The 11637-nt window shown below is 59.5% G+C and carries 12 protein-coding genes and 1 tRNA gene; 8 read left to right on the top strand and 5 right to left on the bottom strand.

Features of this window, described 5'->3' with window-relative positions; genetic code table 11:
* Nucleotides 1-61: 61 nt before the first annotated feature.
* The 4 genes from H585_RS0113805 to ftsH form a co-directional block, all read right to left on the bottom strand.
* Entirely contained in the window at nucleotides 62-964 is a 903-nt protein-coding gene (locus tag H585_RS0113805; protein WP_027368246.1) for a CdaR family protein, read from the bottom strand.
* A gap of 6 nt (nucleotides 965-970) precedes the next feature.
* Nucleotides 971-1738, bottom strand: a complete 768-nt coding sequence (gene cdaA / locus H585_RS0113800) for a diadenylate cyclase CdaA (protein WP_014261196.1) — start codon at nucleotides 1736-1738, stop codon at nucleotides 971-973.
* Nucleotides 1739-1833: 95 nt separating this feature from the next.
* Nucleotides 1834-2688: a dihydropteroate synthase gene (gene folP / locus H585_RS0113795; RefSeq protein WP_027368245.1), complete on the bottom strand. Its 855-nt coding sequence runs from the start codon at nucleotides 2686-2688 to the stop codon at nucleotides 1834-1836.
* 19 nt (nucleotides 2689-2707) lie between these two features.
* Nucleotides 2708-4723, bottom strand: coding sequence for an ATP-dependent zinc metalloprotease FtsH (ftsH, locus tag H585_RS0113790; RefSeq protein ID WP_027368244.1), 2016 nt, complete (start codon nucleotides 4721-4723; stop codon nucleotides 2708-2710).
* Nucleotides 4724-5037: 314 nt separating this feature from the next.
* On the opposite strand from ftsH, the gene H585_RS0113785 reads away from it, so the two are divergent.
* Nucleotides 5038-5131 (top strand) — tRNA-Sec (locus H585_RS0113785).
* Nucleotides 5132-5480: 349 nt separating this feature from the next.
* Here the strand turns inward: H585_RS0113785 and H585_RS0113780 are convergent.
* Nucleotides 5481-6035, bottom strand: a complete 555-nt coding sequence (locus H585_RS0113780; RefSeq protein WP_027368243.1) for an acetate uptake transporter — start codon at nucleotides 6033-6035, stop codon at nucleotides 5481-5483.
* A gap of 139 nt (nucleotides 6036-6174) precedes the next feature.
* On the opposite strand from H585_RS0113780, the gene H585_RS23090 reads away from it, so the two are divergent.
* The 7 genes from H585_RS23090 (at nucleotide 6175) to H585_RS0113750 (ending at nucleotide 11614) form a co-directional block, all read left to right on the top strand.
* On the top strand, nucleotides 6175-6558 hold the full coding sequence (locus tag H585_RS23090; RefSeq protein WP_138708196.1) for a hypothetical protein: 384 nt from the start codon (nucleotides 6175-6177) through the stop codon (nucleotides 6556-6558).
* A gap of 552 nt (nucleotides 6559-7110) precedes the next feature.
* A complete protein-coding gene (locus tag H585_RS0113775; protein ID WP_027368242.1) occupies nucleotides 7111-7587 on the top strand; it encodes a cytochrome c3 family protein in 477 nt (158 codons plus the stop codon).
* Between the two features lie 5 nt (nucleotides 7588-7592).
* Nucleotides 7593-8729, top strand: coding sequence for a 4Fe-4S dicluster domain-containing protein (locus H585_RS0113770; RefSeq protein WP_027368241.1), 1137 nt, complete (start codon nucleotides 7593-7595; stop codon nucleotides 8727-8729).
* A 53-nt stretch (nucleotides 8730-8782) separates the two neighbouring features.
* Nucleotides 8783-9763, top strand: a complete 981-nt coding sequence (locus H585_RS0113765; protein ID WP_027368240.1) for an RnfABCDGE type electron transport complex subunit D — start codon at nucleotides 8783-8785, stop codon at nucleotides 9761-9763.
* Nucleotides 9764-9766: 3 nt separating this feature from the next.
* Nucleotides 9767-10336, top strand: coding sequence for an RnfABCDGE type electron transport complex subunit G (gene rnfG, locus H585_RS0113760; protein ID WP_014261203.1), 570 nt, complete (start codon nucleotides 9767-9769; stop codon nucleotides 10334-10336).
* A gap of 9 nt (nucleotides 10337-10345) precedes the next feature.
* Nucleotides 10346-11023, top strand: coding sequence for an electron transport complex subunit RsxE (rsxE, locus tag H585_RS0113755; RefSeq protein WP_027368239.1), 678 nt, complete (start codon nucleotides 10346-10348; stop codon nucleotides 11021-11023).
* 15 nt (nucleotides 11024-11038) lie between these two features.
* A complete protein-coding gene (locus H585_RS0113750) occupies nucleotides 11039-11614 on the top strand; it encodes an electron transport complex protein RnfA (protein ID WP_027368238.1) in 576 nt (191 codons plus the stop codon).
* Nucleotides 11615-11637 lie beyond the last annotated feature (23 nt).

Here is an 11637-nt window from a genome sequence, read left to right as displayed (position 1 = left end):
CTTAAAAGCAATCTGCTCTAGATGAGCGTGCCCATGAGCATGCCGTGAGATAGCCTGGCGGCTATTTCCTGACCGTGATCTCCACGGCCTCCGGTCTGGTCTTGAGCAGCGTCGTATGTTCGGGAAGGCGGACCTGGAAGGGCAGCGTGTAGCGCCCCGGGTCCACGTCCGGATCAATACGCAGGAAGGCTCTTACCTGCTCGTGGAGCCGATCCTCATTGATGAGCCTGAGTGGCGCCTCCAGATGCAGTCGGACTTCCTTGGGTTCAAAATCCGTTATGCGCTTGGCGCTGTCCCTGTCCAGCACCAGCGGCACACGGATCCAGATCTCGCGCGTCTTGGGACCGAAAACCAGCAGCGTCTTTACCTTGGCCGGCTCCACGCTCATGTCGCCCGGCACATCCATACTGACCGCATCCTCGAACATCAGCGGCGTCCGGCCCTCGACCTTGATTTGCTGGGTGCTCAGCCTGTCCACCTTGTCCACCATGGATCTTGGTCCGCGCAGAACGACCTTGGACGGCTCCACAAGTTTTTCCTTGAGCAGCCAGTCAGATGCCAGGTTGCCGGTCCAGGCCACCGTTACCGGGACCTCTTTCCTGGCCACCTCCTCCGCTTGGATCACGATGCGCGGCGGCTTGATCTCCACGACTTCCACGGCACCTTTCAGGGGAATGCGGTCTGGCGTGAAGTTGAGGATGTTCTCGCCGGGCTTGAGCGCGCCGAGGTCCAAGGAGTAGCCGATCTTGCGCGAATCAATGGAGCGCACCAAACTCTTGGGGCCGCGCACCACCACGTCGATGGTGCTGATGAGCCCTTCGCGCACCACGAGGTCGCGCGGCTGATTTGTGGTCTCCAGGCGCACTTGCACGGTTGAATTGACCTTCTGCTCGAAGGACACGGAGTACCAGGAGTAGAAGCCGAGTATGAGGGCGATGACCAGAAACTGCCAATTGCTCTTCATGTGCGCCTACCTGGCCCAGGCATTGCGGATGACTCTGCGCAAACGAATCTCGTCCAGGTTGGTGACGAGCTTTCCGTCAATGACCACGGAGATGCTGCCGCGCTCTTCGCTGACCACCGTGACCACAGCGTCGGTTTCCTCGCTGATGCCGATGGCCGCGCGGTGCCTCGTGCCGTACTGCGAGGCCAGCTTGGGATCGGTTGTCAGGGGCAGGACACAGCCCGCGGCCATGATCTTATCGCCTTGGATGATGACCGCACCGTCGTGCAGCGGAGTATTCGGATGAAAAATGGTCATGAGCAGCTCCTTGGTCACCTCGCCTCGGATGGGGATGCCGCGCTCGCCGACATCGCCCAGGGGCACGGTCTTTTCGATGACGATGAGCGCGCCGACGCGCATTTGAGCCATGGCGGTCAAGGCGCGCACGATCTCCTCCAGGGTCTTCTCATGCACGCCGCGATCACGCCGAAACAGGCCGCCAGTGCCCACGGCGGCCAAGCCCTTGCGGATATCGGCTTGGAACAAAATGATGATGATGAGGAAGATGGATCCCAGGAAATTCTGCAGCAGCCAGTTGAGCGTGGTCAGGCCCAGTTCGCTGGAAAAATAGTAAAGCAGCACCACGAGCACGAGGCCGTACATGACCGGTACGGCGCGCGTGCCCTTCACCAGCAAAATGAGCCGGTAGTAGACGAAGGATACCAGGACGAAGTCCAGGATCTCCTTCCAGGTTATTTGGGTGAAGTCGAAGCCGAACAGGTTTGGGATCTCCATTGCGCAGCCAGCCCTGCGGTGACTGCGTTTGGTTGTCTCCGGTCAGCCGAGCAGTTCCAAGCACATTTTCAGGAACACTTGCAATGCGGGCAACCTCAGCCGATGGCCTCGGCGATGCGCAGGCTCTGCCGCGCCAGGGCCACCTCGTGCACTCGATGGATGCTCGCGCCCTTGGACCAGGTCAGGGCCGTGGCCACGGCCGTGGCCACCTGACGCTCCAGGGGTCCCAAACCTAAGAGCTTTTGCCACAAGCTCTTGTTGGACAAGCCCATGTATACGGGCCGCCCCAAAGACAAAAATTTGTCCACTCTGCGAAGAATATCCAAGTTATGTGCCAGGGTTTTGCCAAAGCCGATGCCCGGATCGAGCACTATGCATGCCTCGGGCAGGCCCCGGCAAACCAGGTAATCCAGGCGTTCTTCAAAAAAGGCCAGAATGTCCTCCACCACGTCGGCGTAGACCGGGGCCTTCTGCATGTCCGCCGGCCGTCCCTGGCTGTGCATGAGCACATAGCCCGGCTTGTGCTGCGCCAGCACATCGGCCAACTCCTGATCAAAACGGCAAGCCGAGACGTCGTTGACGATAACCGCCCCGGCATCCAAGGCGCGGGCAGCCACCTCGGCCTTGTACGTATCCACGGATACGGCAGGAGCTTGACCGTCGGCGCAACGCAAGGCCAGTACCGCCTGAATGGCAGGCATGACCCTGGAAATCTCCTCGGCGGCATTAACCGATCGCGCTCCAGGCCGAGTGGACTCGCCGCCCACGTCGAGCATGTCCGCGCCCTCAGCCAAAAGCCGTGCGGCATGTGCAGCGGCCTGCTCCGGCAGCTCATGCGCCCCACCGTCATAAAAAGAATCCGGGGTCACATTAAGAATACCCGCCACGAGAAAGGGGGCGGGCCCGAGAACCCTGCCCCCCATGACTTGCCAATTGATGTTTCCGAGCATTGCGTCCAGATGTCAAGAATTACTGGATCTTCTTGTCGTCATCCTCGCCATGCAGCAGAAACTCGTCCTCATCCTGTCCCTGATTACGCCTGGAAGCGTCACTGGGACCCGGCTTGCCGACCTGCTCCTCGGCTTTGTCCCGATCACCGTACTTACGGTCGTCCTCTTGGCGCGCCTTGGCCTGGGCCGTTTTGAAATCCGTGCCCGTGCCCGGCTCGCCGCCAGACCCGTTCGAGGGCAGATCCTTGCCCGCGATGAGCAGATCGATATCCGCGCCGCTGATGGTCTCCCGCTCAAGCAACGCCTTGGCGATGCGCTCCATGACCTCGGCATGCTCCTTGAGCAGCTTTTTGGAGATCTGGTAGGCCTCGTCCACAAAACGGCGCACTTCGGAGTCGATCTCGCGGGCCGTTTCCTCGCTGTAATCCTTGCTATGGATGAGTTCCTTGCCCAGGAAGACCTGATCCTGGTTGTCGCCGAAGGAAAGCGGACCGAGCTTGTCGCTCATGCCGAACTGGCAGACCATCTTGCGGGCCAACTTGGAAGCGCGCTCGATATCGTTGCTCGCGCCCGTAGTGATCTCCTCCATGAACAGCTCCTCGGCCACGCGGCCGCCGAGCAGCATGGCGAGCTGATTCCTGATGAAGGTCTTGGAATAGCTATGGCGGTCGTCCACCGGCAACTGCATGGTCACGCCCAAGGCGCGGCCGCGCGGAATGATGGAGACCTTGTGCACCGGGTCCGTACCGGGCAGCAGCTTGGCCATCAGCGCATGGCCGCCTTCGTGGTAGGCCGTGATGCGCTTCTCCTCGTCCGAGAGAATGAGGCTCCTGCGCTCCTTGCCCATGAGCACCTTATCCTTGGCCTCTTCAAAATCACGCATATCCACCTGGGTCTTGTTCGTCTTAGCCGCGTGCAGGGCCGCTTCGTTGACCAGGTTTTCAAGATCCGCGCCGGAGAAACCGGGCGTGCCCCGGGCGATAACCCCCAGATCCACCTCGCTGGACAGCGGCGTGCGCCGGGCATGGACCTCCAGGATCCTCTTGCGGCCGCGCACGTCAGGCGTGGGCACGACCACCTGCCGGTCGAAACGACCAGGCCGCAGCAACGCCGGGTCAAGCACGTCGGGACGGTTGGTGGCCGCGATCAGAATGACGCCTTCATTGGACTCGAAACCGTCCATCTCCACCAGCAGCTGGTTCAAGGTCTGCTCGCGCTCGTCATGACCGCCACCCAGACCCGCTCCGCGCTGACGGCCAACGGCGTCGATTTCGTCGATGAAGATAAGGCATGGCGCGTTCTTTTTGCCCTGCACGAATAGATCGCGCACGCGGGCCGCGCCCACGCCCACGAACATTTCAACAAAGTCCGAGCCGGAGATGGAAAAGAAGGGTACGCCAGCCTCGCCGGCCACAGCCCGCGCCAGCAGAGTCTTGCCCGTGCCTGGAGGGCCGACCAAAAGCACGCCCTTGGGGATGCGGCCGCCCAGACGCGTGAAGCGCTTGGGATCGGACAGGAAATCCACGATCTCCGTGAGCTCCTCCTTGGCCTCGTCCACACCGGCCACATCCTCGAAAGTGACCTTGGCCTGCTCGGGCGAGGTGAGCCGCGCCTTGGAGCGGCCAAAGGAGAGCGCGCCGCCCTTGCCGCCGCCGCCCTGCATCTGGCGCATGAAGAAAATCCAGACACCGATGAGCAGGAGCATGGGGAACCAGGAGACGAGCACCGTGACATACCATGGCGCCTCTTCCTCCGGTTCGGCAACGACCCGCACCTTATTCTCGATAAGCTTCTCGACGAGATTGGCGTCCTGGGGAGAGTAAGAGACGAAGCGCTCCTCGCTCACCAGCACACCCGAGATCTTCTGCCCCTGAATCTTGACCTCGAGCACGTCGCCATGATCCACCCGCTGCAGGAACTCGCTGTAAGGCAGCTTGGTCTCAGCGGTCTGCGGCTGGTTGAAAAGATTAAACAGGGCGATCATGACCAGGGATATGGTCACCCACAAAATTAGATTCTTTGTAAAACTGTTCAACGTATTCCTCCGCGTTACCGGCCGGGCTAATCCAGCCGGGTGCGCCTATGGCGCCGGACGCTCTATACCTTCTGGTTATTGCGGGAGCCTGCTCAAAAAGCAAGCAGCTATAACTAATGCTTGGAAGGCCTGCGGGCAACATGGTCGCAATAAATACCCGCAGAAATTTAATAGCTAGCATACAGCCCCATGGCTGTCCACGCTGAGCGAAGAGTGCGAGAGACCGCCCAGACCCTCAGGCCTCTTGACAAGCGGGTCCGCATGCCCAACCTTGCCATGCATCGGTGGTTCTGATACTAGCCACTTTCTCGAAGGGAAGCATATCGTCACCGGTGTGGCGCCCGGACTTCAAATCCGGTGGACGGTCGAAAGGTCGTCGGTAGGTTCGACTCCTATATGCTTCCGCCAATATGAAAGAAATTTAATAAGCCCGCTGGGAAACCGGCGGGCTTTTTTGTCTATGGGGAGGATATGGGGGGACAGGGCTCGCTGGACAGCAGGGGCCGGATGACGGTCCAGATCCGTCCAATCTTGACTGGGCCAAGGCCCTTCCATCGAAAACCATAAAAACCGCTTCTAGAGCAGATTGCTTTTAAGACGCCCGCTCCGGCGTTGACGGCGCAAGTGAATTGCGCCTACGCCGAAGCTAGCGGCAAGCCATGTCGACGCATGGCTTGCAGAGCATTTTCAAAAGCAAAATGCTCTAGTAACGCAGGGACCGGGGGCATGATGCCCCCCAGACGCCGGAGGCAAGAATTTAGCCGATTGGCAGGATGGTGCGGCCGTATTGCTCGTTCAGGACTTCGGCCATGGCGAGGTAACAGGCGGAAGCGCCGCAGACGATGCCTTCGTAGCCGGCAATGGTGCCGATGAGCACGGAGCCGGTCCAGTCGCGCACGGCGAGCAGGAAGAAGAGCAATGTGAGCGAGCCGAAGATGAAGCGCAGAGCGGCGCTGGCCTTCAGGGTGCCGAGGAACATGAAGAAGGTGAACACGCCCCAGAGGAACAGGTACCAGCCCATGAAGGCGTGCGGGGTGGGATCGGCGAGGCCGAGCTTGGGCATGACGATGAGGCCGACGAGGGTTAGCCAGAAGAGGCCGTAGGAAGTGAAGGCGGTGAGGCCGAAGGTATTGCCCTTCTTGAATTCCATGATGCCGACGACGACCTGCCCGATGCCGCCGTAGAATAAGCCCATGGCCAGGATCATGGCGCTGATCGGGAAGAACCCGGCGTTGTGGATGTTCAGCAGTATGGTGGTCATGCCGAAGCCCATAAGCCCCAGCGGGGCGGGGTTCGCAAGCTTTTCGCTTATCTTTTCGCTCATCTGGGACATTCCTTGTACGTGATTGGCCGCGGAAGCGGGAAATAGGGAAATTTCCGGCCATGCACGAAGCGGGCCGCCGCATACGGCACGCTTGCGACATGACCGGCTGTCAACCGCGCCGGGCCGAATGGCCCGTCTTCATGCCTGCTCCACCATGCCATGGGCGCATTTCAAGGATTTAGAGCAGATTGCTTTTAAGACGCCCGCTCCGGCGTTGACGGCGCAAGTGAATTGCGCCTGCGCCTGCGCGCGGCGGCAAGCCATGCCGACGCATGGTTTGCAGAGCATTTTCAAAGTAAAATGCTCTAGGCTCTGCTTCCTGCTTTATGGATACCTTGGCGAGCAAGGAAGCGCACCTGCGGCACAAGAGAAAGCCGAGTTTTTCCCTTCGTGGCGTTTAACCTGGGAAGGCAGTCGCCTGGGGCATATCCACGCACGTGGACACGCGCCGGATTTCCGGAATGCAAAACCTCTCTGCTCCGAAAAACAGGAAAGCGTCCTTGTGAGTTAATCAGCTGGATAAGTTTGATAATCTTATAGTTCTTGGCGGAAAATAATCTTGGGATGGGTCTGGTATTCCGGACTCACGTTTCAAACATTGCTCACTGGATAGGAAAACGCCTGTCCTCGCCCTCCTCCAACAACACGTCATTGTGAATTATTTCTCTCGCTATTCCTGGCTCTAGCCAGTCCTTCCGTACTCTTCGGGTCCATTCGAGACCACACCTTCTTTCATGGCATGCTATCTGCTTTGTTTGGCCAACCAACCAATTTATGTATGCAACCAATCTGACCAGAAGTCTCCCCTTGCGCGATACTGCCCGTTTTTTACCAATTATTACGCTGAATTAAACGCGCATTCAGGTGGAGCGGTCCATGCAATAGCACTTTGTGCATGCCTGCCGCGCATGCTCTGCAGCACGTCTGCGGCTTGGATGATGGCTCCACCGGGCGCATGCCCGAAGAAATGAGCCCGACGGTCAGAACGAAAGACGTATCTCGCAATGGTGCGGGATCGTGCCCAAGGCTCATGAATAATGCACTTCAAGAGAGGAATGATCCATTGAAGAAGAGATACTTCTCAATCACCGCGATTGTCGCCGTCATGTTTCTGGTGGCCTTGAGCGGTTACCTCAGGCTTCAGGCAAAGCATGACGTTCCGGCCCGCGTCATCATGGACAACAACGGCGGCAGGGTCATCTTCACTCACCAGGCTCATGCCCAGGACTATGGATTCGAGTGCGCCGATTGTCACCACGACAATATCGGCCAGGACCAGCCGCTGGCATGCGGATCCTGTCATCCCTCGGCGTTCGATGAAAAGTTCAGGATCGAGCATCAGAAGACCTTCCCTAACGACGAGGCTTGCATGCGCTGCCATAGCGAGCCCCCAACGGGGCCGCTCGCCGAGGAGGACAAGCCCGACACCGAGATCATTCCCACCAGGGCCGATGCCTTTCATAACCAGTGCATGAGCTGTCACGAAGAGAGCGGCGGCCCCTACGGCAAAGACTCCTGTTACGACTGCCATGCGAGGTAGGGTTGATGCATAAAACTCAATATTCTCTCAGAACCGACTTGAACAACGGGATCATCGACATCCCCGCTCCTGCGGAACTGAACGTTCAGGTGCGCAACCTTGTCATGAAGACCAGCAAGGGAAAAACGCTCGCCGCCGGAGAGATGATCGCCGAACATCCATCCAAGCTCGGCGGGGCGTATCATACTCCGCTCTCGGGCAAGGTTGTGAAGGTCAACTATCATAACCTGACTATCAAGTGTGATGGCGGTGAAGAGGCTGTCGCACCCGTCGACATCGCCTCCATGGGTCCCGGCAAGGAACTGCTCCGCAGCCTGCAGGACCTTGGCATCGGTGTCGCTCCCCTGTCCGGTGCCGAGATCCTTGTCATCAACGGTCTCAATCCCGAACCAGGCGTTTCCGTAGCCGAACAGCTCCTGAAGGGGGAGCGTGAGCTCCTGGAAGACGGTCTGAAGCTGGTCAAGAAGTTCATCGTCCCGGTCAGGACCGTGCTGGCCCTGGCCGAGGGTGCGCCCTATAAGCTGGCCGGAAGCGAAACCAAAACCGTCAAGCCCAAGTACCCCAACTCCCTAGACGCACTGGTGGTCAAGGCCGTGACCGGTAAGGAGTTTCCCTCCAATACCAAGGTCATTAGCGTCATGGACCTGTACAACATCGGCCGCATCGCCAGGACCGGCCTGCCCATGACTCACACGGTCATGACCATCAACGGCAATAACTATCGCGTGCCGCTGGGAACGCCCATTCGCCACATCATTGACCACCTTGGGATGTCTGTCGAGCCTCATGACAAGGTCGTTCTCGGTGGCCCCTTCCGTGGCGAGGCAGTCTACAGCCTGGATGAAGGCGTGAAGAAGGGCGACTACGGTTTGTTCGTGGTTCCTGCCGGAAGCTTCCCTCCGGTCGAAGATGCGGCCTGCATCAACTGTGGAGAGTGCGTGCTGTTCTGTCCCGGTCGCATCCAGGCCAATCTGATAGCCCGCTACGCCGAATTCGAAAGGTTCGAGATGGCCGAAAAGCACGGCCTGAACAGCTGCTTCGAGTGCGGCCTGTGCGCATTCAACTGTGTCGCACGTAAGCCGCTCCTGCAGTACATCCGCTTCGCCAAGGCCCAGCTCAAGGCCAGGGGCGAAAAAGCATAGGACTCAGGCCCAAAACGACTGGAATCCCGAGAATCAAAGGGGATAGCAACGATATGACCACTTCTTCTCCCGTCATCATAAAGGCGATGTCCGACATCGCCACCAGACTCACGGTTTCGCCTCCGCCGCACTGGCGCAGCGGTCGTACCGTGCAGCGCATGATGGTGCATCATCTGCTCGCGCTCCTGCCCGCTGCAATCATGGGCGTCCTGTACTTCGGATTCGATGCGGCGCGAGTCATGACACTTGCCGGCATGGTTGCGGTCCTGACAGAGGTCGCCTGCCAGAAACTCATGGGCAGGGACATCGACGTCGACAACTTCAACGCCCTGTACGCCGGCGTGCTCTTCGCCTTCCTGCTGCCAGCCACCGCTTCCTGGTGGTTCGTGACCATGGGCGCAGGGATCACCATCGTACTCGGCCGCACCGTGTTCGGCGGCTTCGGCTCCAACCCGGTCTGCGCCCCGCTGGTCGCCTGGGCCGTGTGTAGGCTGTCCTGGCCCTCGGCCGTGGATATCGACCTGAATATGGCCCACTCGCTGATGAATTATCCGCCGGACCAATTAAAGCACTTTGGTCTGCAGGCGCTTTACCAGTTCAACTACACCGACCTGCTTCTGGGCAAACAGCTAGGCGGTCTCGGTGCATCACAAGTGCTCGCACTCCTCGCGGGCGGCATCTACCTACTCGCCACCGGCTGGATACGCGCATACATCCCAGCCGCGTTCCTCGCCGGCGTCGTGGGTCTGTCCGGCATCTTCTGGATGATCGATCCCGGCGCATACGCCGACCCGGCCTTTCATCTGCTGACCGGCAGCACTATCTTCGGCGCGTTTTTCCTGGCTACCGATGCTGCATCCTCCCCTGTGGGCAGGCTGCCTCAGGTCCTCTTCGGCCTGATCGCGGGCATGATGGTCATCACCATCCGCGTCTACGGAGTGTACCCCGACGGAGTGCCCTTCGCCATCATGGTGGCGAACCTGCTCACCCCGCTCCTTGACCGGATTCGCCCCAAACCTTTCGGAGGCAGGTAAGCCATGCGCGAAATATTTTATATGCTCGCCGTCCTGTCCATGATCTGCGCCACCTCCGGCGCGGTTCTGGTGAATCTCAAGCAGGCGACCAAGGACCGGATCGAACAGCAGGTGCTGACCTACGTGCAGGGTCCCGCCCTCCTCACCGTCCTGAAGTTCCGTGACAACGACCCCATCGCCGAACGTGTGAAGATCGGCGATGTGAACGTCTTCCCGGCCATGAAGGACGGCAAACTCGCCGGCGTGGCGTTTGAAACCTTCGCTCCAGGCTACTCCGGCGACATCGGCGTCATGGTCGGCATCGACGTGGAAAAGGACGAGCTTCTCGGTATCGGCATCACAACTCAGACCGAAACTCCCGGCCTCGGCACCCGCATCTTGGAGCCAGCCTTCACCACGCAGTTCACGGCTCACGGTCTCGAAAGCATGAACTTGAAGTCCAAGGGCGGTGACATCGACGCCGTTTCCGGCGCGACCTTCTCGTCCGTAGGTACCGTGGATGCAGTGCGCAAGGCCATCGAGATCTACCAGGGCATCAAGCCAGAAATCATAAAGACCTGGAAGAACTCATAGGAGACCGACATGAACCGTATTGGTAAAGAATTCATCAAGGGTTTGTGGGCCGAGCTCCCTCCGTTCAGGGTGCTTCTCGGTCTGTGCCCTACCCTGGCCGTCACCTCCACCGCGGAGAACGGCCTCGGCATGGGCATGGCGGTCCTCTTCGTTCTGACCATGTCCAACCTGATCATTTCCTCGCTCAGAAAGATCATCCCGGCCAAGGTCCGTATCGCCTGTTTCATCGTCATCGCTGCCTCGCTGGTCGTTGCCGTCGAGCTGCTCATGCAGGCTTACACCTACCCGCTCTATCAACAGCTCGGCATCTTCGTCCCGCTGATCGTCGTCAACTGTCTGATTCTGGGCCGCGCGGAGGCGTTCGCCTCCAAGAACGACGTGCTTCCGTCAATCGCCGACGCCCTCGGCATGGGCTTGGGCTTCATGCTCTCGCTGACCTTCCTTGGCGCCGTGCGCGAGATCCTCGGCTCAGGCACTGTCTTCGGACATGCCGTGATGTGGGATTCGTTCGAGCCCATGGCCTTCATGGTCAAGGCTCCGGGCGCGTTCGTCGGTCTGGGCATGATCCTGGCCGGCATGAACGCCTTCAACCGCTACAGGAGCCGCAAGAAGGGCGAAACAAAGCCCGTGGTTCAAAACTCCACCTGCGCCTCCTGCGGGGCGTGCAACTCCTGCGGCGGCAAGTAAGGAGGCTAGATACCTATGGATTTCTTCCTGCTGTTCATCTCCGCTATCTTCATCAACAATATCGTCCTGGTGCAGTACCTTGGCACGTGTCCCTTCATGGGCACCTCCAAGTCCACCGATCTCGCGCTCGGCATGGGCGGCGCGGTCATCTTCGTCATCGTCATGGCCACGGCCTTCACCTGGCCCCTGCAGCAGTACGTGCTCATTCCCTACGGGATCGAGTACCTGCAGACCATTGTCTTCATTCTGGTCATCGCCTCCCTGGTGCAGTTCGTCGAAATGTTCCTGAAGAAGGTACTTCCGCCGCTGTACAAGTCGCTCGGCCTGTTCCTGCCGCTCATCACAACCAACTGCGCGGTGCTGGGCGTGGCGATCATGGTGCAGCGCAACGGCTATTCCTTCTTGAAGTCCATCATGTTCGCGCTGGCCTCAGGCATCGGCTTCCTGGTCGCCCTGGTCATCATTTCCTCCATCCGCGAACGGCTGGATATCGCTCCGATCCCGGCGGTGTTCAGGGGCGTGCCCATCGCCCTGATCATGGCCGGCATCATGTCCCTGGCGTTCTTCGCCTTCCAGGGCATGGCCGCCTAACCAGCAAGCTAGGGAGACTTAGG

Origin of the sequence: Desulfocurvibacter africanus subsp. africanus DSM 2603 (assembly GCF_000422545.1) — a bacterium.
Taxonomy (GTDB): domain Bacteria; phylum Desulfobacterota; class Desulfovibrionia; order Desulfovibrionales; family Desulfovibrionaceae; genus Desulfocurvibacter; species Desulfocurvibacter africanus.
The sequence above is the reverse complement of the archived record's forward strand: the minus strand, read 5'-3'. Positions and strand labels throughout refer to the sequence as shown.

Excerpts from the sequence above, each read along its gene's own strand:
- H585_RS0113805 (WP_027368246.1), bottom strand. The coding sequence starts at position 964 with ATGAAGAGCAATTGGCAGTTTCTGGTCATCGCCCTCATACTCGGCTTC.
- cdaA (WP_014261196.1), bottom strand. The coding sequence starts at position 1,738 with ATGGAGATCCCAAACCTGTTCGGCTTCGACTTCACCCAAATAACCTGG.
- folP (WP_027368245.1), bottom strand. The coding sequence starts at position 2,688 with ATGCTCGGAAACATCAATTGGCAAGTCATGGGGGGCAGGGTTCTCGGG.
- H585_RS23090 (WP_138708196.1), top strand. The coding sequence starts at position 6,175 with ATGGCCCGTCTTCATGCCTGCTCCACCATGCCATGGGCGCATTTCAAG.
- H585_RS0113770 (WP_027368241.1), top strand. The coding sequence starts at position 7,593 with ATGCATAAAACTCAATATTCTCTCAGAACCGACTTGAACAACGGGATC.
- H585_RS0113765 (WP_027368240.1), top strand. The coding sequence starts at position 8,783 with ATGACCACTTCTTCTCCCGTCATCATAAAGGCGATGTCCGACATCGCC.
- rnfG (WP_014261203.1), top strand. The coding sequence starts at position 9,767 with ATGCGCGAAATATTTTATATGCTCGCCGTCCTGTCCATGATCTGCGCC.
- rsxE (WP_027368239.1), top strand. The coding sequence starts at position 10,346 with ATGAACCGTATTGGTAAAGAATTCATCAAGGGTTTGTGGGCCGAGCTC.
- H585_RS0113750 (WP_027368238.1), top strand. The coding sequence starts at position 11,039 with ATGGATTTCTTCCTGCTGTTCATCTCCGCTATCTTCATCAACAATATC.